This window comes from Verrucomicrobiota bacterium (genome assembly GCA_021413925.1).
Lineage (GTDB): Bacteria > Verrucomicrobiota > Verrucomicrobiia > Chthoniobacterales > UBA6821 > UBA6821.
Window position 1 is genome coordinate 128,575 of record JAIOPL010000015.1, and the last position, 23,516, is coordinate 152,090.

The following is a 23,516-nucleotide window of genomic DNA, read 5'->3' on the forward strand; positions in this document are numbered from 1 at the left end:
ATACCACTCACCAAGCCAGCAGCATTCCACTTACCATGAGCGACACAGCACTTGCAGTAGCACCCGACCTTCTGGCGGATCCCATCAAGGCCTCTTTCGACGAGGTCGGGATCACCGTCGCCAATCCGGAGACCATCCGCGGTTGGAGCAAAGGCGAAGTCAAGAATCCGGAGACCATCAATTACCGGACCTTCAAGCCCGAGAAGGGTGGTCTCTTCTGCGAGCGCATCTTCGGTCCCACCCGGGACTGGGAGTGCTCCTGCGGCAAGTACAAGCGCGTCAAGCACAAGAACGTCGTGTGCGACCGTTGTGGTGTTGAGGTCTGCCTGAGCCGTGTCCGTCGCGAGCGCATGGGCCATGTCGATCTGGCCGTGCCTGTCTCCCATATTTGGTTCTACAAATGCATGCCTTCACGCATCGGTCTCATGCTCGACCTGACAGGTCGTCAGCTTGAGCGCGTCATCTATTACGAGGATTACATCGTGATCGATCCGGGCAAGACTCCCTTCGAGAAAGGCCAGCTCCTGACCGAGACCGAGTACTGTGAGGCCGAGGACCAGTATGGCGAAGACTTCACCGCTGGCATGGGCGCCGAGGCTATCCGCAAGCTGCTTGAGAACCTGGACCTGCTCGAGGAGCAGCAGGTGATCGAAAAGCAGATGACCCAGACCAAGAGCAAGCAGATCCGCAAGAAGCTTGCGAAGCGTCTCAAGCTTGTTCAGGGATTCATGGAATCCAAGACCCGTCCCGAGTGGATGATCCTGAGCGTTCTGCCCGTCATCCCTCCCGATCTGCGTCCCCTCGTTCCTCTCGAGGGTGGCCGTTTCGCGACATCGGATCTCAATGATCTCTACCGCCGCGTCATCAACCGCAACAACCGTCTTCGCACCCTTCTCCAGCTGAAGACCCCCGAGGTCATCATCCGCAACGAGAAGCGCATGCTCCAGGAAGCCTGCGACGCCCTCTATGATAACGGTCGCCACGGCCGTGCCGTCACCGGCGCCGCTAATCGCCCCCTCAAGTCCCTCAGCGACATGCTCAAGGGCAAGGGAGGCCGCTTCCGTCAGAACCTGCTCGGTAAGCGCGTCGATTATTCCGGTCGTTCGGTCATCGTCATCGGACCCGAGCTCAAGCTCAATCAGTGCGGACTTCCCAAGAAGATGGCGCTTGTTCTCTTCGAGCCCTTCATCATCCGCCGATTGAAGGAACTCGGCTACGTGCACACCGTACGCAGTGCCAAGAAGCTCATTGAGCGCCAGACCCCCGAGGTTTGGGACATCCTGGAAGAGGTCACCAAGGGACACGCTGTTCTCCTGAACCGTGCACCTACCCTCCACCGTCTCTCAATCCAAGCCTTCGAGCCGATTCTGATCGAAGGAGAGGCAATCCGTGTTCACCCGCTCGTTTGCACGGCTTACAACGCCGACTTCGATGGTGACCAGATGGCCGTTCACGTCCCGCTTTCCATCGAGGCTCAGCTTGAGGCTCGAACCCTGATGCTGGCGCCGAACAACATCTTCTCGCCTTCCAGCGGCAAGCCGATCACCAATCCATCGCAGGACATCCCGCTCGGCTGCTATTACCTCACGCAGAATCCGCGCAATGTCGGCACCAAGGATGCAAAATCATCCGAGGCTCGCCTTCCCCTTTTCGCTGAATCCAGCGAGGTTGAGCTAGCCCTCTCGGAAAAGAGCGTCAAGATCCACACCCGCATCCGCTTTCAGAATCCCGATCGTGGATTGAAGACGGTCTATGGTAACGAGGAGCTTGCTGTTATCGAGACCACAGTCGGCCGTGTTCTCTTCAACCAGATCTGGCCCAGTGAGCTTGGTTTCTACAACAAGGTTGCAGGCAAGAAGCAGCTCTCCGACATCATCTGGCGCTGCTACAAGGCCGTTGGTCAGGCCCGTACCGTTGAGACTCTGGACAAGCTCAAGGAGCTCGGTTTCCGTGAGGCGACCCGCGCCGGAGCCTCCATCGGTATCAACGACATGATCATTCCGAAGGAGAAGGCTGTTCTCATCGAGAGTGCTCAGAAGCAGATTGCCGAAGTTCAGAAACAGTACCGCCGCGGAATCATCACCGACGGTGAGCGCAAAAACAAGGTGCAGGACATCTGGACCCACACCGGTGAAGAAATCGCCAACGCCCTTTTCCGCACGCTCGAGCATAATGACGGACGCCCAGAGGCCAATCCTGTCTTCATGATGGTCGACTCCGGTGCCCGAGGCAACCGCACGCAGGTCAAGCAGTTGGCCGGTATGCGCGGACTCATGGCCAAGCCATCCGGCGAGATCATTGAGCGCCCGATTCTTTCGAACTTCCGCGAGGGTCTCTCCGTGCTCGAATACTTCATCTCGACCCACGGCGCCCGTAAGGGACTCGCCGATACGGCGCTCAAGACCGCCGATTCCGGATATCTCACCCGCAAACTGGTCGATGCAGCCCAGGACGTCATCATCACCACCGAGGATTGCGGTACCGTCAACGGCATCGTTGTCCGCCCGATCTACGAGGGTGACGAGGAAGTCGTCTCCTTGGCCACACGCATCATCGGCCGCGTCAGTTGCGAGACCGTCAAGGATTCCATTAACAATTCCGCGATCATCAAGGCCAACCAGCTTATCGATGAAGAGATCGCTGCCGCACTCGACAAGGTCGGCCACGAACAACTCAAGATCCGCTCCGTTCTCACCTGTGAGAACAAACGCGGCGTCTGCGCTAAGTGCTACGGCAGGAACCTCGCCAACGGTCTTATGATCGGTCTCGGTGAAGCTGTTGGCATCATCGCCGCCCAGTCGATCGGTGAGCCGGGAACCCAGCTCACGATGCGTACCTTCCACGTCGGTGGAACGGCCAGCCAGACCTTCAAGCAGCCGATCATCAAGGCAAAGAACGACGGTGTTCTCCGCTACAGTGACCTTCGTGCAGTCAAGGCTCTGGACGGCACCTTCATTGTGCTCTCCAAGAACGGCACCGTGGGTGTCCACGGCAAGGATGGCCGCGAGCTTGAGAGTTACCCCGTGGTACTCGGCTCCGTGTTCTCGATCGCCGACGGTGGAACCGTCAAGAAGGGGGAAACCTTTGTCCAATGGGATCCGTATAACGTTCCTGTCATTACAGAGAAGTCAGGTAAGATCGAATTCCGCGACATGATTGCCGGCGTCACCATCCGCAAGGAAGTTGACGACGAGACTGGCGTCATGGGCACAGTGCTTATCGAGCACAAGGACGATCTCCATCCGCAGATTGTCATCGTCGATGACAAGAAGGAGGTCGTGGCCAGCTACTCCATTCCCGCTGGAGCTCACCTTGAGTGCAAGGAAGGCGAAAAAGTCCAGGCTGGTCAGCGTCTGGCCAAGACTCCGCGTAAGATCGCCAAGACCAAGGACATTACCGGCGGTCTGCCGCGTGTCGCCGAGCTCTTCGAAGCTCGCCGTCCAAAGGATGCCTGCGAGATCGCCCGCATCGACGGCGTCGTCGACATTGGTGGAACGGTCCGTGGCAAGCGCAAGCTCATCGTCCGTGATCCGCAGACCGGATCCGAAGAAGAGCACCTCATTCCTCTCTCCAAGCATATCATCGCCTTCAAGGGTGACTTCGTGAAGAAGGGCCAGCAACTCACCGAAGGTCCCGTCGTCCCGCATGAGATCCTCGATGTCTGCGGACCCCAGGAGCTTCAGGAGCACCTGCTCAACGAAGTCCAGGAGGTCTATCGTCTTCAGGGCGTCGAGATCAACGACAAGCACATCGAGATCATTGTCCGCCAGATGCTCCGCAAGGTGAAGATTACCGATCAGGGCGACACCACCTTACTCTGGGGCGATCAGATCGACCGCCTCGAGTTCGAGGGTGAGAACGAGCGCGTCAGCTCCAAGGGTGGAAAGCCCGCGGAAGCGGCCCCAGTTCTGCTGGGTATCACCAAGGCCTCACTCGAGACCGACAGCTTCATCTCTGCCGCATCCTTCCAGGACACAACGCGTGTTCTCACCGAAGCAGCCACCCTCGGCAAGTCTGACAGACTCCGCGGATTCAAGGAGAACGTCATCATGGGTCACCTCATCCCTGCGGGAACCGGCTTCAAGTCGAATCGCAACTTTGATCTGGTCCACCTCGGAGAACCCTCACTGTTTGAGGGTGATGAGGAAGCCGAAGAAGCCTCCCTGTAATCAATTAATCAGCAACAAAGCCCTAAAAACCACGCATTCCCATGTCCGTAGAAGCAATGACCGAACTCCTCGAAGCCGGTGTCCATTATGGTCACCAGACCAAGCGCTGGAATCCCCGTATGCGGGATTTCATCCTTGAGGAGAAAAACTCCATCCACATCATCGACCTTTCCAAGACGGTCGAGCAGCTCGCCAAGGCAGGAGAGTTCCTCGCAGACATCTCGGGCCGTGGCGGCAAGATCCTCTTTGTGGGCTGCAAAAAGCAGGCCCAGGAGGCTGTGAAAGAGGCTGCGCAGGCCTGTGGACAGTACTATGTCAACCAGCGTTGGCTCGGTGGCACCCTCACCAACCTCGTCACCATCCGCAAGAGCGTTTCCAAGCTCCGTGACTTTGAGGCCCTCGAAAAGAGCGCTGGATTCAACAAGATCAACAAGGCCGAGGCTTCCGCCCTGCGTCGCGAAGCCACCCGCATCCGCCACAATCTCGAGGGAGTCCTCGACATGGACAAGCAGCCGGATGTCATCGTCATTATCGACACCGTCAAGGAGACGATTGCGGTCGCAGAGGCCCGCCGCCTTGGTATCCCCATCGTTGCCATTGTCGACTCCAACAGCAACCCCGAGGAGATAAACTATCCCATCGCGGGTAACGACGACGCGATCCGCGCGATCCGCATCATTCTTCAGAAGCTGGTCGATGTGATCGCCAAGTCCCGTGTTGGTGCGCGAGCCCCTATCGCCGCCCCTACCGAGACCGAAGAGCTTGCTGCCGTGGCTGAATAAGCCAGGACCGAAGCAACTCGTTTACTTAAACCAACCATTCCTAGAATAACCGCTTATAACCATGGCTGATATCACACCAGCAATCGTCAAGGCTCTCCGCGAGAAGACCAACGCCGGCATGATGGACTGCAAGCGCGCTCTCACCGAGGCGGGCGGCGACATCGAGAAGGCCGAGTCTCTCCTGCGCCAGAAGGGCATCGCCAGCGCCGGCAAGAAGGCCTCTCGCCATGCCAAGGAGGGAGCGGTCGTCGCTTTCATCCAGCCAACTGGCAAGGTGGGCGTGCTTGTTGAGATCAACTGCGAGACCGACTTTGTTGCCAAGAACGAGATTTTCACAAGTTTCACCAAGGAAATCAGCGAGGAGATCGCCGCCGCCAAGGCTGAGAGCGTCGAGAGCCTACTGGAGGTGCCTACATCATCCGGCGTACTTTTCAAGGACGCGATTGCTTCCAAGATTGCTGCTCTCGGCGAGAATATGGTCATCCGCCGTTTTGCCCGCTTTCAGATCGGACAGGGCAATGGGGGCCTTGTGGCTTCCTACATCCATCTTCAGGGCAAGGTGGGCGTGCTCGTGGAGATCAGCTGCGGCTTGGAAGCCACGGCTCAGCACGAGGGATTCCGCGATTTCGTGAAGGACATCACACTCCAGATCGCCGCCGCGCATCCTACCTGCGTCTCCCGCGATGAGGTGGATGCATCTCTTGTGGCTTCAGAGCGTGAGATCTACAAAGCACAGGTCGCCGGCAAGCCCGAGAATATCGTTGAGAAGATCGTCGATGGGAAGATGGACAAGTTCTACAGCACGACGTGTCTCCTCGAGCAGGCTTGCATCAAGAACCCTGACATCAGCGTCAAGGATCTCGTAGCTACCAAGGAGAAGGAACTGAGCGACAAGATCGTGATCAGTCGCTTTGTCCGCTACGGTTTGGGCGAAGAGTCGGGCGAGGCCCCTCTCGAAGAACAGGCATAAAAACGCTCTTTTAGATCCGTTTGTTCCCTTTTGCGGGATCTCCTTCTATGACACTCGCAAGCCTCCTCTCCGAGGAACTGATCATACCCGAGATGGTTGCCACTGATCGGTGGCAGGCCATCGAGGAGATCGTGAACCGGCTTGTTGAGGAGGGACAATTGGACGTTGCTCACAGGGATGAGGCGATCGTCTCACTGCGTCACCGCGAGGAGACGATGAGCACCGGGATCGGTTTCGGGATCGCGATCCCCCATGCCAGTTGCGACGCTGTCCCCGAGGTGACCGCCTGTTTCGGTCGCTCCAAGACCGGGATCGATTTTGAGTCCCTGGACAACAAGCCCGTACACTTCATTGTTCTTTTCCTGGTGCCGAAAGATCAATTTCAGACACATCTCAGGACCTTGGCCGCTATAGCCAAGTTCTTGAACGATCCCGCCGTTCGCTCGGACCTTGCGGAAGCGAGCGACGCCAAGGCCATCCTTTCAGTCTTCGACCGAAAGACGCAGTAGGCGTTCTTGTCAGCTGGGCTGACAGCGAAGGATGAGACCTGAAACTTGAAACCTGAAAAGAATCTGGGATCACTGGGATCTTCTAAGTTCCACCTCAAGACCTTTTAGGCGAAGTGGCTTCCTCCTAAAGTCCATTCCGGCTAGAATCAATTCATATCTGCTACCGGATCGTTGTGGTCTGAATTCAGAACCTTCAGCTTTCAGGTCTCAAGTTTCATCCCTCTCTTTTCCCATGTCTCTCCCCTCCACCCTCAGCGACCGCCTTGCCGCCGCACTGCGTGCCGCAGGAATCGATGACTCGCTGGCGGTCGTAACTCCTGCTGCCGACACACGCTTTGGGGATTTTCAAACAAATGCGGCGATGGTAGCCGCGAAGGCATTGAAGAAGAATCCCCGTGAAGTAGCGGCCTCCATCCTTACTCATCTGAAAGTTGAGGATCTCTGCGAACCGCCGACGGTGGCCGGTGCAGGATTCATCAATTTCAAGATGCTCGACACAGCCCTTTCTGAGGCCGTCAATGTCGTTCGGAACGACAAGCATCTCGGTGTCGAATCGTTGAAGATGCCGAAGACCATCATCATCGATTTCAGCTCGCCGAATGTCGCCAAGCCGATGCATGTCGGCCATATCCGCAGCACGATCTTGGGGGACTCCCTCGCCCGGATCGCCAGTCATCTCGGCCACCACGTCATTACTGACAACCACATCGGCGACTGGGGCACCCAGTTCGGGAAGGTGATCTACGGCTGGAAGCACCTACTCAACCGCGAGGCGCTGGAGCAGACCCCGATTGATGAACTCGTCAGACTTTACCGCGAGGTCAATGCGCTGGAGGAGAATGACCCTGCTCTGAAGGAAATTGTCCGCCATGAGCTGGTGAAGCTCCAGCAGGGGGATGTCGAGAACCTCGAGATCTGGAAGCAAGCCGTTGCCCTCTCTTGGAAGGAATTTGAGCGTCTCTACGGACTGCTCGACATCAGCTTCGATGAGCGATTGGGAGAGAGCTTCTACAACGACGCCCTCGCTCCCTTGGTGGACCGCTTGCTTGCAGAGGGCATCGCACAAGTCAGCGAAGGAGCCGTCTGTATTTTCTTCCCCGATATTCCCGCTCTTGAGGAAAAGCCGTGCCTCATCCGCAAGAGCGACGGAGGCTTCCTCTATGGCACGACTGATCTGGCCACCCTCGAGTACCGAGAGCAGCGCTGGAAGCCCGACTCCGTCTGGTATGTAACAGGAGCACCGCAGCAGCTTCATTTCGAGCAGGTCTTTGCCGCGGGGCGTAGGATGGGTATCACCACCGACCTCCGTCACATCGCCTTCGGCAGTATCCTAGGCGAGGACCGCAAGATGATGAAGACCCGCTCCGGCGAGAATGTCGAACTGGGGGGACTGCTTCACGAAGCGATGGAGCGGGCCCTGGCTGTCGTTGCGGAGAAGAACCCCGATCTTCCCAAGGCCGAGCAGTTGGAGATCGCCCGCCTCATCGGCCTCGGTGCCGTGAAATACGCCGACCTGATGCAGCACCGGCTTACCGACTATGTCTTCTCCTGGGAGAAGATGCTCTCCTTTCAGGGGAATACCGCCCCCTACCTTCAGAATGCCTACGTCCGCATCCGCTCTATCTTCAGGAAGGCAGAGACCGAGGGGATCTCCTTGGAGTCAGCTCCCATTGTCATTGCCGACCCGGCTGAGCGTGCCCTCGCTCTCCAGATCCTCAAGTTCGGAGAGGTGCTGCACGCCGTTCTGGATGACCAGCGCCCGAATCTCCTCTGTCTCTATCTCTACGAACTAGCGAATGCCTTCCACAGCTTCTACGAGGCGTGTCCGATTCTGAAATCAGAAGATCCAGTCCGCTCTTCCAGACTGACGTTGGCTGGAATCACGGCAGAACTACTGAAATCTGGCCTTTCGCTGCTGGGGATTGGTGTCCCCGAGCGGATGTAGAAGCTAGGGCTTGGTCCTTTGCGCCATAGTGGCGTTGGCCTGCGCTTGCAGTAGTGCACTACAGCTGCGCTTGGCCGCCTAACTCTGGCATCAAATTACCGTCGCCCTGACCGAGGACAGGCAGGCAGCTAGGACACTCTGTGTCTGTTCGAGATGATAGGCTTGTATGGATTCGAACCATGAATACTAATCCATTCCCTTCTCGTCATTCGCCTTTCTGAGCGTTATCTGTCGGACACCGTTTTTGGATTCAATGGACCATATGAAGTCACTTCTCATTTTGATTCATGAAGTTTAACGAGGATTCCAGGGTCAAGATCCCAGCTATCCTCCATCTCACGAGGCTGGGCTACACCTATCTGTCCCTAAAGGGGCTGGAGTGGGATGCGTCGAGCAACATCGTCCCCTCGATTTTTCGCAAGAGCGTCTCCTCCCTGAATCCCCAGGCCTCGACTCACGAGATCGACAACGAGCTGTCAAAGCTGGATCTCCTCTTGGACAACGAGGATCTGGGTAAGCAGTTCTACGAGAGGATTACCCAAACCTCTGGATTGAAGATTATCGACTTCGACAATTTCAATCGGAACTCCTTCCATGTGGTGACCGAGTACACCTGTAAGAAGGATGACGAAGAGTTCCGCCCTGACATCACTCTGCTGGTCAATGGACTTCCTCTCGTTTTCATCGAGGTGAAGAAACCCAACAACCGCGATGGCATTCTCGCCGAGCGTAAACGAATCGCCACGCGATTTCAGAACCCCAAATTCCGACGCTTCATCAATGCCACCCAGCTCATGGTGTTCTCGAACAACATGGAGTACGACGATGGTTCGCCTGAGCCTCTCGAGGGAGCATTCTACGCATCCACCTCCTATTCGGAGCCCAAGTTCAATTACTTCCGTGAGGAAGAGAGCCTGAACCTCGACGAGATACTGGGACCGCTCTCCCAGGGAACCGAAGATTTTGTTCTCTCAGACAACAATCTCATCAGCATCAGACACTCGCCTGAGTTCGAGACCAATAAGAGACAGGGCACCCCCACCAACCGCCTCAGCACCTCCCTCTTATCCCGTGATCGCTTGGCCTTCCTCCTCCGCTATGGGATCGCCTATGTGCGGACTGAAGCCGGTATCGAGAAACACATCATGCGGTACCCCCAGATATTCGCCACCAAGGCGATTGCCCAGAAAATCGATCAGGGAGTCCGCAAAGGCATCATCTGGCACACACAGGGTAGTGGGAAGACGGCTTTGGCCTTCTACAATGTTCATCACCTCACCGACTATTTTCGGAAGAAAGAGACCATTCCAAAATTCTACTTCATCGTCGATCGCCTCGATCTTCTCGATCAGGCCAGCCGGGAGTTTCGGAGTCGGGGGCTGATTGTCCACAACATCAGTTCCAAGGAAGAGTTTGCCGCTGACATCAAGTCGAGCTTGGCGATCCACAACGACTCAGGAAAGCCGGAGATTACCGTCGTGAACATCCAGCGCTTCGAGGATGACCCCGATGTCATCAGGGGAACGGATTACGCCCTAGGCCTTCAGAGGATCTACTTTCTGGATGAAGTCCACCGGAGCTACAACCCCGAGGGTAGCTTCCTTGCGAATCTCAACCAATCCGATCCTGACGCCATCAAAATAGGACTCACCGGCACCCCTCTGCTCAAGGCGGCACTCCCTGCTCAGAAACAATCCGATGGGACCCCTTCTGGAAAAAAGACTTACAACTCTCGAGTACTCTTCGGGGATTACATTCACAAGTACTACTACAATCGCTCGGTAGCCGACGGCTATACCCTCCGTCTGATCAGGGAAGAGATCGAGACGCAGTACAAACTTGAACTCAAAGAGGCTCTTGAGCAGATCAAGGTGCTGAAGGGTAGTAACAACCGAACCCTTCTCTACGCTCACGAGAAGTTCGTTGATCCGATGCTTACCTACATCGTTGATGATTTTGAAAATGCTCGGCTCATGAAGGGCGACACGTCAGTGGGAGCCATGGTCATTTGTGATTCTGCAGAGCAGGCGAGAGAGATGGCTCGGCTGTTTGAGAAGAAATATGCCTCCCTGAGCTCTCCGATGATTGCTGAGGATGTTCCGCTCGCCTATGCCGCAGAGCCTCCCTCCCTCTACGCGCTTCCCGATCGCACGGTCACCTCATGCGCCCTCATTCTTCATGATGCAGGCACCAAGGAGGAGCGAAAGACCCTTGTGGAGAAATTCAAGGAGGGGAAGATCGATATCCTCTTTGTCTACAACATGCTTCTCACGGGGTTTGACGCAGCCCGGCTGAAAAAGCTCTACCTTGGTCGTACGATCAAGGACCACAACCTTCTCCAGGCCCTCACACGGGTGAATAGACCCTATAAATCGCACCGCTACGGCTACGTTGTAGATTTCGTCGATATCACTTCAGAGTTCGAAAAGACCAATAAGGACTACTTCGACGAGCTCCAGTCAGAGTTGGGTGACGAGCTGCAGAACTACTCCAATCTCTTCAAGACCGAGGAGGAGATCATCGCGGACATCGATGCGATCAAGGATGCCCTCTTTCACTTCGACATTGGAAATGCCGAGACCTTTTCACAGCAGATCAGTCAGATCGAGGACCGATCCGAGATGCGCACGATTCTCAAGGCTCTCAACGATGCCAAGAGCCTCTACAACCTGATTCGTCTCTCTGGCCGCTACGAACTCCTCGCCCAGCTTGATTTTCGGAAGCTCAATCAGCTCTTTACCGAGGCAAACAACCGCCTGGCACTTCTCAATCAGCGCGAAGCCCTCGAGCATGCTGATGAGAACGTGAACATCCTGAACATCGCCCTTGAGGATATTCTCTTCAAGTTCCGCAAGGTCTCCGAGTCTGAGATGGTGATTGCTGACGAGCTGAGGGAAAACCTTCGACGCACCCGCGAGGGGCTAGGTGGCAACTTCGACCCTGGTGATCCAGCCTTCATAACCCTGAAGGAAGAGCTCGAGCGCATCTTCCTGAAGAAAAACCTCTCTGAGATCTCCCAGGGGGAAATGGTTCAAAACATCGCCACCCTGAAAGGAATTGATGTCCGAGCCCGAGAGTTGGAGCGCAAGAACCAGTTGTTGCGGGCTAAATACGCGAATGACGAAAAGTACGCCCGCCTCCATAAGCGCCTCCTAGAGAAAGGCGAGCCAACCGACAATGAGAGGAAGCTCTTCGAGGCCCTCAGCGCCTTCAAGGCCGAGGCCGACGCTCGTATCTCCCAGAACTCCCGAATCCTGACCAACGAAGCCTTTGCGAAGGCCGAGATGACACGAATCATCATCGACCAGCTCAAAAACAAACACCACCTTCCCCTGACCGCGGAAAGCACCCAGTTCATTAACTCCCTCGTCATGAAGGAGTACCTGGCTGAATTTCACGGCGTCCAAGCCGCATGACATCCCAAGAATTCAAAACAAGGGCGACCGCCCTCATCGACGACCTTAAAGGCGTCTGTGCCAACTACGGCCTCGGAAACGACGGTAACGAGTTCAAGATCATCACTCAGATCTTCCTCTACAAGTTCCTGAACGACAAATTCGCCCACGAGGTGAAGCGGATTGAGCCTTCGCTTACCAAGGCTGAATCTTGGGAGGAGGCCCTCCATCAAAAGTCAGCGGACGAATACGAGCTACTCCTCATGCAGCTCGGGGCTGATACAGCTCGGCTCCGGCCCGAGCACTTCCTCTCTAGTCTGTGGAGCAAGCAGAACGACGACAACTTCGCTGCTACCCTTGATTCCACCCTGCTGAGTATCGCCACGCTGAATTCCGACATCTTCTCCGTCATGACCAATGACGGCCAGAAGATCGTCCTCTTCGAGGCAGTCACCCAGTATGTCGCTTCCCAACGTGACGATTTTGCCAAGGCAATCATCAATAAGCTGATCCCCTTCAGCTTCGAGCACATCTTCGCTGAGAAGTTCGACTTCTACGCCACCCTCTTCGAGTACCTGATTAAGGACTACAATAAGGACGGAGGCGGCAAATACGCCGAGTACTATACTCCCCATGCCGTGGCGAAGATCATGGCCTCCTGCCTTGTGCCTGAAGAGGTACAGAATGTCACCTGCTACGACCCCTCGGCTGGCTCCGGTACCCTCCTCATGAATCTCGCCCATGCCATTGGCGAGGATCGCTGCACCATCTACACCCAAGACATCTCCCAGAAGTCCTCGAGCCTGCTCCGGCTTAATCTCATCCTCAATAACTTGGTCCACTCGATTCCCCACGTGATCCAGGGGAATACGATCCTGGAGCCCTATCATAAAGAGGATGGCGGTCATGACCTGCGGAAGTTCGACTTCATCGTCTCCAATCCGCCGTTCAAGCTGGATTTCTCCGACTTCCGCGACCAGCTCGACAGCAAGGCTAACCAGCAGCGCTTCTTTGCCGGCATACCGAACGTCCCCAAAAAGGATAAGGACAAGATGGCTATCTACCTTCTCTTTCTTCAACACATCATCCATTCCCTCGCAAAGAATGGAAGGGCGGCTGTGGTCGTCCCCACCGGGTTCATCACAGCCCAGTCAGGCATAGAGAAGGGAATCCGAGAGCACCTCGTGAAGCATAAAATGCTCGGGGGAGTCGTCTCGATGCCGAGCAACATCTTCGCCACGACCGGCACCAACGTCTCGATCCTCTTCCTGGATGCTATGAATAAGGAGGATGTCATCCTTATTGACGCTTCCAACCTTGGAGAGAAGGTCAAAGAGGGAAAGAATCAGAAGACACTTCTTAGCTCAGAGGAGGAGCTCCGGATCATCCAGACATTCAATGCGAAGCAAGCCATTGAGGATTTTTCCGTCGTCGTCAGCTACGAGGAGATCGAGGCCAAGAACTATTCACTGAGCGCTGGGCAGTATTTTGATGTCAAGGTAGAGCACGCGAATATTACACCAGATGAGTTTGATGAGAGGCTTTCCGATCATCGAATAGCCTTAAAAAAACTGTTTCTAAAAACTAGAGATTTGGAATCACAGATAGAAAAGAATCTAAATAAATTGCACCTGTGAAAGCAGAATACTTGAAAATCGGAGATTTTTCTGAAGTCTTCGATGGGCCCCATGCAACGCCTACTAAAACGGATAAGGGGCCCTACTATCTCAGTATCTCAAGTCTTGAGAATGGAAACCTTGAGTTGAATAAGTCTGCACATCTCAGTTCCAAGGATTTTGAGAAGTGGACAAAAAGGGTAGTTCCTAGAAAGGGAGACCTCCTATTTTCATATGAAACCCGACTTGGAGAAGCGGCCTTAATGCCGGATGGCATACAAGCCTGTTTGGGCAGAAGAATGGGCATTCTACGACCAGATACCTCAAAAATATCTTCTGAGTTTCTTCTCTACTCATATCTATCTCCCGAGTTTCAAAATATAATAAAGGCTAATACAATCACAGGAGCTACGGTTGATCGGATCCCGCTTACGGATATGCCAACCTTTCGGATGCGAGTTCCTGAACTAAAAAAACAGGAGAATATCGTCTCGGTCCTCTCAACGCTTGATGCCAAGATCGAGCTTAACAACCAAATCAATGCCGAGTTAGAGGGGGTGGCGAAGCTGCTCTACGACTACTGGTTTGTGCAGTTTGATTTTCCGATCACTGCCGATCAAGCCGCAGCAATGGGAAAACCCAAGCTCGAAGGCAAACCCTACCGCGCTTCCGGCGGAAAGATGGTCTACAACGAAAAGCTCAAACGCGAGATTCCCGAGGGATGGGCTGACGGAAATATTTTGGCTGTTTCGGATATTGGCGGTGGTGCCACTCCAAGCAAAAAAGTACCCGAGTTCTGGGGTGGGGAGGTCCCTTTCTTCACGCCGACAGACGCCAAGAGTGAACCATTCTGCCTCGATACGGAGGATCATTTATCCAATCTCGGGTTGAAGAACAATTCCACTCGTCTTTACCCTAAGGGCACGCTTTTCATAACCGCACGCGGATCAGTGGGAAAAGCTATGATTATCTCAAAGGAGATGGCGATGAATCAATCTTGCTACGCCTTGTCCCCCCACGATGGAGTAGGCTCCGCCTTTCTTTACTTCCATACGCTGAGCCTTATGGACTATTTGCACGCAAAATCTAGCGGCTCAGTTTTTAATTCTATAGTGACAAACGACATTAACTTCACTCCCGCTGTCGTGCCTGCAACACAGCAACTCGTTACCTTCGATAAAGTCACAGAGCCCATGTATGAATCCATACTGAACCATCAAGAGCAAAACCAAGAACTCACCCAACTCCGCGACTGGCTTCTCCCCATGCTCATGAACGGCCAAGTCACTGTGGGTTCATAGGGGAAAGTAGATCAACATGAGATCCTCTTTTCAGGCAACATTCAGCACTCCTCGCGAGGTGATCTGGGATGAGGCCATTAGGACACTCTCTGGTACTAAGGAGATTCATGAGTTGAGGAACGTTCTCTTCTGTTACTTGAGCCGGATCTTTCCGATGTCGCGAAGCGGGAGTGCGGTGATCTTCTCTGTGAGGGGGTAGCTCTTTTCTCCCGGATAGAGCACCCAGAGATGTTCCAGGTCGAGGCTCTCGATGGCGCTGTGCATTGATTTGGAGGTGGATGGGGCATCGGCGCATTTGAATTCAAATCCCCACTTCTTCCCTCCACGCAGGAGCAGGAGGTCGAGTTCCGCCCCGCCTTGTGTGGCCCAGAAATAGGCATCCTTTTCCCCGTGAGCGATCAGCGTCTGCTCCAAGGCGAACCCTTCCCAACTTGCGCCATAGCGCGGATGGGCTCGGAGGGACTGCATATCCTCGATTCCGAGCAGGTGATTCAGCACGCCGCTGTCACGGAGGTAGACTTTGGGAGACTTCACCTGTCGTTTGCCGATGTTCTCGTGCCACGGCTGAAGAACCCGTGCCATGAAGGTTCCCGAAAGCAGGTCGCGATAGTGATTCGCGGTGAGTGGGCTCACTCCCATGGATCGGCCGATCTCCGAGGCATTCCAGACCTGCCCATGATAATGGGCCATCATGGTCCAGAATCTGCCGAGCGTCGCCGGGGGGATCCTGATCCCGAGAGAAGGAATATCACGCTCGAGAAAGGTCGTGCGAAAGCCTTCGATCCAACGTTCTGCCGCTGCATCGGAATCGGCACAGTAGCTTCTCGGGAAGCCTCCCCTGAGCCAGAGCTTGTCCTGATGACTCGCGTTGACCTCCTCGAGAGAGAACCCCGGCACCGGCACGAACTGGATCCGTCCCGCGAGTGACTCCGAAACGCCTTTCACCAGATCAGGGGAGGCGCTTCCGAGAAGCAGAAAGCGTCCCGACTGGCGTGAGTCATCGCAGAGCGGTCGCAGAATCTCGAAGAGCTCCGGCATCCGCTGCACCTCATCGATGACCACCAATCCCTTGCAGGATCGAAGGGTGAGTTCTGGGGTTGCCTCCAAAGGGGCACGGCTTGTGGGACTCTCCAGATCAAACAGTGTGGTCGAGTCTCCCAGCGTAGCGCACACCTCCTTGGCCAGTGTGGTCTTGCCTACCTGACGGGCTCCAAGCAACGCCACGGCTGGGGATTCCTGGATGCGCTGGGAAATCTTACTGAGAAGCTTTGTCCTTGGTATAGATCCTGACATATCCATATACTATCTATTGATATACAAGGATAATAGCTAAATCTTAGAGTGATCCGATTGTTTTTTAGCTATTCTTGTGGATACGCCTGTGAAGGGCCAGAAATTCCCCAAGTCTATCCAATGGGAAGTGATGGGAGTTTTTTTAGCACTTCAATGCTTCTGGTATCTCGCTATCATAACGATTCATGGCACAAGCCGGTCTTTTCATCACATTCGAGGGTTCGGAGGGGTGTGGCAAATCCACCCAGATTCGTCGCCTTTCTGAATTTCTGCGTTCCTTGGAACGTGAGGTGGTCGTGCTGAGGGAGCCGGGCGGCACTCCCATCGGCGAGTCGATCCGGAATCTACTCCAGTATGACGAGTCTGCCGGAGCGATGACGCCTGAGGCTGAGTTGCTCCTGTTTGCCGCCAGCCGCGCCCAGTTGGTGAGAGAAGTCATTAGGCCTGCCCTGGCCCGAGGAGCGGTTGTTTTGTGCGATCGGTTCCTCGATTCCACAACGGTCTACCAGGGGGTTGCGAGGGCGTTGGATTCGCATGAGGTATCGAGGATCAATGACTTTGCGGTGGGAGAGACGCTTCCCGATCTGACCCTTCTGCTGGATCTGGATGCCACCGAGGGGCGTTCCCGCGCCTCCGCGCGGAAGGGACCCGCCGACCGTATGGAGCAGGAGAATGAATCATTCTACGAAGCAGTGCGACAGGGTTATCTCAAGCTGGCTGCGGAGCATTCCGGACGCTTTGAACTGATCGATGCCTCATCGGATGAGGAGAGTGTGGAGTCTGCCATCAGGAAGGTTCTGATGGAGCGTTTTCAGATTCAGGGAGGGGCTCATGGCATTCACTAGGGAAGAAGCCTTCCGTCTGCTGGAGAAGGCCCTTGCGGAGGGGCGCCTCGGTCATGCCTATCTGATTTCGGGATCCCCCGGATCCGGGGTTCAGGAGTTTGGCAATGAGCTAGCCGCTCTTTTTCTGGGTTCAGGCGAAATCACCGTGGAGAAGGATCCCGACTTCCATGCTATCGAACCAGAATCCAAATCCCGCAAACTCCTCACCGAGCAGGTGAGGGAACTGGAGCATGCGATCCACCGCAAGCCAGAGCGAGGCTCCCGCAAGGTGGCGGTAGTCCGGGATGCGGATCGCCTCATGCCCCAGGCCGCGAATGCATTCCTGAAGACGCTAGAAGAGCCGCCGGATGGGACTCTCCTGATCCTCACGACGGAACTCCCGGAGGCACTGCTGGAGACCATCCGATCGCGCTGCATCTCCGTGGTCCTGCATTCATCCACTCCCCGTGCGGTGGGATCAAGGGAGGAACGTCTCGCGAGGAAACTGACTGAGTTCTTCGGGCCTGGATCGAAAACCGATGCCACGGCTGCCTTCGGCCTCACGCGGGTGTTCCGCGACCTCATCGAGGAGGTGCGCGAAGAAGCTGCCGAGAGAACCAAGGAGGAGCTGGCAGCGGAGAAGGCTCACTTCGGAAAGACCACCGAGGGAGACTGGGAGAATCGAGAGGAGGTTCTCAAGGCAAGCTCCGAGGCCGAGGTCCTGCAGGAGCGTTCACTCTTACTCGGAGTAGTGGCTGATTATTTCGGTGGCCTGCTCCGTAAGATCCATGCCCATCATGAGGGAGACTCCGCGGCATTGGATGAATCCCGAAGACTGATCCGCTCTCTTGATGCTGTGGAAAAGCTCCGAAGCAGTCTGGAGCGTGGCATTCAGGAGGGGCTCGCCCTGGAGGCGGGATTTCTGGAACTGATGATGGCTTCTAAGCAACAATAACCCGTATCCCATGAAAAAGCGTCCCGTTGTCCTGAAGTTCGGTACCGGCATCCTCGCCCGCGAGGGGGGATGCTCTTTGGATCCAAGCCAGTTCCGCAACCTCTGCGGGGAAATCGCCCGACTTGTGAAGCAGGGAATCCCCGTCATTGTGGTCTCCAGCGCCGCGGTCGCGGCTGGGGTCGATGCCCTTGGATTAAAAAAACGCCCCTCGGATCTGGCTGGAAAGCAGGCCTGCGCTGCAGTGGGTCAACCGGTCCTGATGACGGCCTATGCTCGCCATCTCGGCAGGCATGGACTGCGCCCCGCCCAACTTCTGCTAACGCACGACGATATTTTCGACGCGGGTCGCAGGCGCAACGCGAGTGTCACGCTTTCCAAACTGCTGCAGTCTCCGGGAGTGGTTCCGATCATCAACGAGAATGACTCTGTCGCCGTTGAAGAGCTTCGCTTCGGTGACAATGACCGCCTCTCCTCGGAAGTTGCCCAGTTGGTGAAGGCGCGCCTCCTGATCCTGCTGACCAGCGCGGATGGTCTGATGGCCAGCTCATCGCCTGCTTCAAAGAATTCCTCGAATCCCCCTTCTAAGCTCTCCTCTAAGAACACCTCTAAGAACACTTCTAAGCTGCAGCGCATTCCCGTGGTGACGGAGATTCGCGACGCATTCCGCCATGTGACACCCGACAAGGGGGAGCACTCCACCGGCGGGATGCAGGCCAAACTTCAGGCGGTTCAATCCGCCGTGGACGCCGGAATCGAGACAATGATCGCTCATGGTCGCAAGCGGGAACAGATTGCCGGTGCCATCGCTGGAAAGGATGTCGGAACCCGCTTTCCTGTCCGCAAGAAAAGAAAACAATCGAATTCATGAACGGAGCATTTCTTACCCCGACTCGGATCCAGGCGATCGGCAGGAATACCTTCACGGAACTTGTCCGCCAGAAGGTCTTTTACTTCCTGCTGATCTTCGGCCTGATCGTGATCGGCAACTCGGCCTTCCTGGCCAAGTTCTCGTTCCAGGAGGAGTTCCAGATGCTCAAGGATGTCTCGCTCGGAGCCATGTCCGTCTTCCTGAGTTTGCTTTCCATCTTGGCTACGGCCACCCTGCTGCCTCGGGATTTGGAAGACCGTACGATTTTCACCATCCTCTCCAAGCCGGTGCCACGCTATGAGTACCTCTTAGGCAAGCTCCTAGGGGTCGTCATCCTCCTGACCGTGTCGACGCTTATCATGGGTCTCCTTTTCCTGGGTGTCCTCTTCCTGCGTGAGAACATGGCTCTTGGAGAGACCCGGATTTCCCTTGCGGGATCGCCTCAGGAACTGGCTGCCGCTCTAGCCGAAATCAAAAAAGCCGCCTTCAGCTGGGACCTCATCCCGGCTATGGCGATCCTGCTCATGAAGGGAATCCTGCTCTCCTCCCTGACTCTTCTTGTCTCGACGTTCGCGACCTCGGGGATCTTTGCGATCCTTGTTTCTGCCTCCGCTTATTTCATCGGTCATCTCCAGGTGACGGCCCGGGAATACTGGATGAGTGGTATCGGCATCCATTGGTGGACGCGGATCTTCACCGCCTTCGTGGCACTCCTCTTTCCCGACCTTCAGGCCTTCAACCTCAGCGATGATATTGTGGCAGGAACGGCTCTGCCGATGGGCATCTTCTGGCAGACAATTGCGCTCGGGGCGGTCTACACGTCCGTTTATTATGCCGTTGCGTGTTTTGTCTTCGAGAGTAGGGAGCTCTAAGGACGCTCTAAGTAAGCCCTAAGATCCTTAAGATCAACCCACGCCATGTCAGGCCTGTCATCGCTCCGCCGGAATCTCATCGCCATCCTGATGCTGGCTGTCGTGGGTGCCGTTCTTCTGCCGTGGCAGGGAAAACTTCAACGTGAGTCCCAAGCAGCCCATTTCCGGACGATACCGATGAATCTTACTCTCCGGGAACAGATCGGTCAGTCGGGATTCCTGGCCGCATTGAGCGGATTCCGGGCGCCACTAGCCGCCTTTCTCTGGATCGATGCGCATTCCGCCTGGGAAAAGACCGAGTGGGGGCGTATGGCGGGGCTGTTCAATACGGTCACCACGCTCCAACCCCACACGCTTCTCTACTGGGATATCGCCGCCTGGCACATGGCCTGGAATGCCAGTATCGCCGCCCTTCACGATACCAAGCAGCAGAGCGAGGTGCTGCGGGAGAGGGCGCGTCGGCAATACATCGATCTTGGCCGCGATTTCCTAGAACGGGGTATCCGCAACAATCCCGATAACTATCTTCTCTATGAGCGTCTCGGAATCCTGCTGCGCGACAAGGTGGAGGATCATAGTGCTGCGGCCGATGCCTTTGCCAAGGCTGCCTCCTTTCCGGATGCGCCCTCCTATATCGGCCGCTTTGCAGCTTATGAGCTGGAAAAAGTTCCCGGCAGGGAACGCGAAGCATACGACAGACTCCTGACCCTTTATCACCAGGGAAAAAAACAATGGATGCCTTCCCTTCTTACTAAGATCCGGAAGCTGGAAATCAAACTGAAGATTCCCCCTGATCAGCGCATTCCCGACGTAGGAGTAAAAGATTCTTCCCCTTCACGCTGAATGCGCTGCGCGATCCTAGGCGATATCCATGCCAATCTGCAGGCGCTGGAGGCGGTGCTTGCTGATGCGAGGGAGTACGGGTGCACCGAGTTCCATTGCCTCGGGGATGTGGTCGGTTACAACGCGAATCCCCGCGAGTGCCTGGAGATCGTGAGGAATCTCACCGGGGCCTGTGTGCTCGGGAATCATGACAAGGCCGCTGCCGGAGAGGACTCCCTTGAGGGGTTCAGTTCCTCAGCAGCGATCTCCCTGGAATGGACGAGAAGAGTCTTGGACGCCGATCAGAAGGCCTGGCTTGGCTCACTTCGTCTGCAACGGCAGATCAGGAAAACGACTCTTGTCCATGCGACACTCGATTCGCCGGAGTCTTGGGGATATGTCCGGACAGTGTCTGAGGCTGAAATGAGTATGGCCTGTCAACGGACCCCACTCTGCTTCATCGGCCACACCCATGTTCCCCAGGTTTTCGGACAAGGGATTGGCGAGATGCTGCTCTTTGAAAGCATCGACGGCGTGGAACTTCCCAGGTCACCCAAGCTGCTAATCAATGCGGGTTCCGTGGGCCAGCCCCGGGACAATGATTGGAGAGCCGCCTACATGATCCACGACGAGGAGAGCGGAGGTCTCTGGCTCCGCCGCGTGGAGTATGATGTCGAGTCGGCAAGCCGGGCTGTCCTGGAGGCGGGACTTCCAAGCCTACTGGCTGAGAGGCTCCATACTGCAGCATAATGCGGAACATGAAGAAGATCATGAAAGCCCCGGGACGCATCCTGCTGGTGAAGCCGAGCTCACTTGGCGATGTCATTCAATCTCTTCCTGTTGTCTCGGCTATCCATCGTCACTGGCCTGAAGCCGAGTTGCGTTGGCTCATTCATCCGGCATGGCGCTCCTTGGTGGAGCATCATCCGGGGGTCTCCGGAACAGTGCTTTTTCCCCGTGATAAATTCCGGGGGCCGAGGGGATGGATCCGTTCGTTGGCCTGGCTGAAGACCTTGTCCGATTGGAAGCCTGATCTGGCGATAGATCTCCAGGGATTGCTGCGGAGCGCCCTGTTTGCACGACTTTCCGGAGCCCCGCGCGTCGTAGGGCTCTCCGATGCTCGCGAGGGAGCACGTCTGCTGCATGGCGAACGGGCAATCGTCAACCGAGCTGCTCATGCCGTGAGCCGGTATCTCTCCGTGCTTGATCTTCTGGGGATACCGTGTCCCACACATCCCGAATTCGAACTGCCGGAGGGAAGGCTGCCTGTGGGATTTTCCCCGGAGCAACCGTATGTGGTGATACATCCTTATTCTCGTGGTGAGGGAAAGAGTCTCACGCCGGAAATGATCAGGTCCTTTGCTGCAGGCGCCGCTCCTGTTCGTGTCGTGATCGTAGGGAAGGGAGATCCTGGCAATAAATGGCCTCAAAACGTCGAAGACTGGAGCAATCGTACCGACCTTCTGGAACTCACGGCCATTCTTCGAGGAGCCTCCTTCATCGTCAGTTCCGACAGTGGACCAATGCATCTTGCGGCGGCGCTACATCCTGAAAGAACACTCGCCATCCATCTCTGGAGCGATCCCTTGAAAGTTGGGCCCTGCTTTCCCGAATCACTGGTCTGGAAAAACGGCCGTATCAGCAGGGTTGCAGAGCTTGATGATTCCTGGCGTGCCGAGGGGAGGGCACCCTCCGCGATCGAGATGGAGGAACTCGGTCAACTCGGCCGCCTGGCAGCGGCTAAAAGTATGAAGTCCGAAGGATGAATGATGGCAAAGTCCTCAGTGACTTCCGTTTGAAGTAGTCATCGGGTTATTCTTCATACTTTATCGCTCAACCTTCATAATTTTCAGTTCATGGGATTCTCTACACAGATCGATTCGGTTCTGGCCTCTCCACCTACGGAACTGAGGGCCTTTCGTCGTTTGCTGGAACCTTGTAGTGACAGGGAGTTGGAGGAACTTGCCCGTCGCTCGGCTTCGGTCACGCGCCGGAATTTCGGACGGACGATGCGGATGTTCGCTCCCCTCTATCTCTCCAACGAGTGCATCAATTCCTGCGCCTATTGCGGTTTTTCCCGGGATAATGCCATCCTTCGCGTGACCCTCGAGATCGAGCAGGTCGCCGCCGAGGCGCGACATCTTGCCGCTGAGGGATTCCGCAATGTGCTGCTTGTTGCCGGCGAACATCCCAAGTTCGTCTCGGGAGGATATTTGCAAAAATGCCTCGAACGCCTTTCCGGAGAGATCCCGAGCCTTTCACTCGAGGTGGCTCCGATGGAGACTGAGGAGTATCTACCGCTCGTTGCGGCTGGAGCAGAAGGCCTTGTTGTCTACCAGGAGACCTATGACCGCTCGGTTTACCCGGAGCTCCACACTGCGGGGCCCAAGAAAGATTACGACTGGCGTCTGGATGCTCCGGAGCGAGCCCATGCCGCAGGATTCCGCAGGCTTGGCATCGGAGTGCTGTTCGGTCTCTCGGAATGGCGCAGCGAGGCCACGGCCCTGGCGGCTCATCTGCTCCATCTTCAGCGTGTCTGCTGGACTTCCCAGATCACGGTGAGTCTCCCGCGACTCCGTCCCGCAGCCGGATCCTTCGAGCCGAAATTTTCCTTCGACGATCGCGACCTCACCCAGCTCATTTGTGCCCTCCGTCTGACCTTTCCGCAGATCGGCATCATCCTGAGCACGCGTGAACCAGCTTTCTTGCGCGATGCTCTGGCGCCTCTTGGAATCACGATGATGAGTGCGGGAAGTCATACTGAACCGGGCGGCTACACCGGACAGGGGGCTGATCAGCTCCATCAGACAATAAAAGGGAAAATGGTTGAGGCAACGTGTGGAAGCACCTCCGCCACTGAGCAGTTCTCAATCAGCGATGATCGCACCCCCGCCGAGGTCGCCGCCATGTTGACGACGCGTGGCCTGGAGCCGGTCTGGAAAGATTGGGATGCCGCGATCCTCACGACGAGCGCCGCATGACCGCGATCATTGTCAACGGGGAGCAAAAGGAGTCTAGGGCCGAGAGTTTGGAGGGTCTCTTGGTTGAACTTAGCCTGAATCCGTTGCTGATTCTGGTGGAATACAATGGCCAAGCATTGCCTCGATCGGAGTGGGAGGGGGTCAGGATTGTGACGGGTGACAAACTAGAACTCCTTTCCGTTGCCGCCGGGGGTTGATTGTTCTTTTACAAACG

General features: G+C 55.8%; 18 protein-coding genes. 17 read left to right on the plus strand and 1 reads right to left on the minus strand.

Going from position 1 to position 23,516, the window contains the following annotated elements; all coding sequences use genetic code 11:
* Window positions 1-35 precede the first annotated feature (35 nt).
* The 8 genes from rpoC to K8R57_07755 all read left to right on the plus strand — a co-directional run bounded on the left by rpoC (window position 36) and on the right by K8R57_07755 (window position 14,687).
* On the plus strand, window positions 36-4,169 hold the full coding sequence (gene rpoC, locus K8R57_07720; GenBank protein MCE9588184.1) for a DNA-directed RNA polymerase subunit beta': 4,134 nt from the start codon (window positions 36-38) through the stop codon (window positions 4,167-4,169).
* Between the two features lie 41 nt (window positions 4,170-4,210).
* On the plus strand, window positions 4,211-4,951 hold the full coding sequence (gene rpsB, locus K8R57_07725; protein ID MCE9588185.1) for a 30S ribosomal protein S2: 741 nt from the start codon (window positions 4,211-4,213) through the stop codon (window positions 4,949-4,951).
* Between the two features lie 61 nt (window positions 4,952-5,012).
* Window positions 5,013-5,921: a translation elongation factor Ts gene (tsf, locus tag K8R57_07730; protein MCE9588186.1), complete on the plus strand. Its 909-nt coding sequence runs from the start codon at window positions 5,013-5,015 to the stop codon at window positions 5,919-5,921.
* A 47-nt stretch (window positions 5,922-5,968) separates the two neighbouring features.
* Window positions 5,969-6,430 carry a PTS sugar transporter subunit IIA gene (locus K8R57_07735; protein MCE9588187.1) on the plus strand — a complete coding sequence of 154 codons (462 nt, stop codon included), beginning with the start codon at window positions 5,969-5,971 and terminating at the stop codon, window positions 6,428-6,430.
* A 232-nt stretch (window positions 6,431-6,662) separates the two neighbouring features.
* The gene (argS, locus tag K8R57_07740; GenBank protein MCE9588188.1) at window positions 6,663-8,375 is read left to right on the plus strand and encodes an arginine--tRNA ligase; all 1,713 of its coding nucleotides are present in this window, start codon (window positions 6,663-6,665) and stop codon (window positions 8,373-8,375) included.
* Between the two features lie 287 nt (window positions 8,376-8,662).
* A complete protein-coding gene (locus tag K8R57_07745; protein ID MCE9588189.1) occupies window positions 8,663-11,791 on the plus strand; it encodes a DEAD/DEAH box helicase family protein in 3,129 nt (1,042 codons plus the stop codon).
* Window positions 11,788-13,407 carry a type I restriction-modification system subunit M gene (locus K8R57_07750; protein MCE9588190.1) on the plus strand — a complete coding sequence of 540 codons (1,620 nt, stop codon included), beginning with the start codon at window positions 11,788-11,790 and terminating at the stop codon, window positions 13,405-13,407. Before K8R57_07745 ends, K8R57_07750 begins: the two co-directional genes overlap by 4 nt.
* A complete protein-coding gene (locus tag K8R57_07755; GenBank protein ID MCE9588191.1) occupies window positions 13,404-14,687 on the plus strand; it encodes a restriction endonuclease subunit S in 1,284 nt (427 codons plus the stop codon). Before K8R57_07750 ends, K8R57_07755 begins: the two co-directional genes overlap by 4 nt.
* A 132-nt stretch (window positions 14,688-14,819) precedes the next feature.
* On the opposite strand, the gene K8R57_07760 is transcribed toward K8R57_07755, so the two are convergent.
* Window positions 14,820-15,986 carry an ATP-binding protein gene (locus K8R57_07760; protein MCE9588192.1) on the minus strand — a complete coding sequence of 389 codons (1,167 nt, stop codon included), beginning with the start codon at window positions 15,984-15,986 and terminating at the stop codon, window positions 14,820-14,822.
* A 179-nt stretch (window positions 15,987-16,165) separates the two neighbouring features.
* On the opposite strand from K8R57_07760, the gene tmk reads away from it, so the two are divergent.
* From tmk to thiS, 9 genes are all read left to right on the plus strand, one after another.
* Window positions 16,166-16,825 carry a dTMP kinase gene (gene tmk / locus K8R57_07765; protein ID MCE9588193.1) on the plus strand — a complete coding sequence of 220 codons (660 nt, stop codon included), beginning with the start codon at window positions 16,166-16,168 and terminating at the stop codon, window positions 16,823-16,825.
* Entirely contained in the window at window positions 16,812-17,759 is a 948-nt protein-coding gene (locus K8R57_07770) for a DNA polymerase III subunit (GenBank protein MCE9588194.1), read from the plus strand. The genes tmk and K8R57_07770 overlap by 14 nt, the downstream gene beginning before the upstream one ends.
* Window positions 17,760-17,769: 10 nt before the next feature.
* Window positions 17,770-18,627: a glutamate 5-kinase gene (proB, locus tag K8R57_07775; GenBank protein ID MCE9588195.1), complete on the plus strand. Its 858-nt coding sequence runs from the start codon at window positions 17,770-17,772 to the stop codon at window positions 18,625-18,627.
* Window positions 18,624-19,499, plus strand: coding sequence for an ABC transporter permease (locus tag K8R57_07780; GenBank protein MCE9588196.1), 876 nt, complete (start codon window positions 18,624-18,626; stop codon window positions 19,497-19,499). The genes proB and K8R57_07780 overlap by 4 nt, the downstream gene beginning before the upstream one ends.
* 45 nt (window positions 19,500-19,544) lie before the next feature.
* On the plus strand, window positions 19,545-20,342 hold the full coding sequence (locus K8R57_07785) for a hypothetical protein (GenBank protein MCE9588197.1): 798 nt from the start codon (window positions 19,545-19,547) through the stop codon (window positions 20,340-20,342).
* Window positions 20,343-21,071, plus strand: a complete 729-nt coding sequence (locus K8R57_07790; GenBank protein ID MCE9588198.1) for a metallophosphatase family protein — start codon at window positions 20,343-20,345, stop codon at window positions 21,069-21,071.
* 8 nt (window positions 21,072-21,079) lie between these two features.
* A complete protein-coding gene (locus K8R57_07795; GenBank protein ID MCE9588199.1) occupies window positions 21,080-22,087 on the plus strand; it encodes a glycosyltransferase family 9 protein in 1,008 nt (335 codons plus the stop codon).
* Window positions 22,088-22,177: 90 nt separating this feature from the next.
* Window positions 22,178-23,302 (plus strand): 2-iminoacetate synthase ThiH, encoded by a 1,125-nt coding sequence (gene thiH, locus K8R57_07800; GenBank protein MCE9588200.1) that lies wholly within the window; start codon window positions 22,178-22,180, stop codon window positions 23,300-23,302.
* Window positions 23,299-23,499 (plus strand): sulfur carrier protein ThiS, encoded by a 201-nt coding sequence (thiS, locus tag K8R57_07805; GenBank protein ID MCE9588201.1) that lies wholly within the window; start codon window positions 23,299-23,301, stop codon window positions 23,497-23,499. The genes thiH and thiS overlap by 4 nt, the downstream gene beginning before the upstream one ends.
* Window positions 23,500-23,516 lie beyond the last annotated feature (17 nt).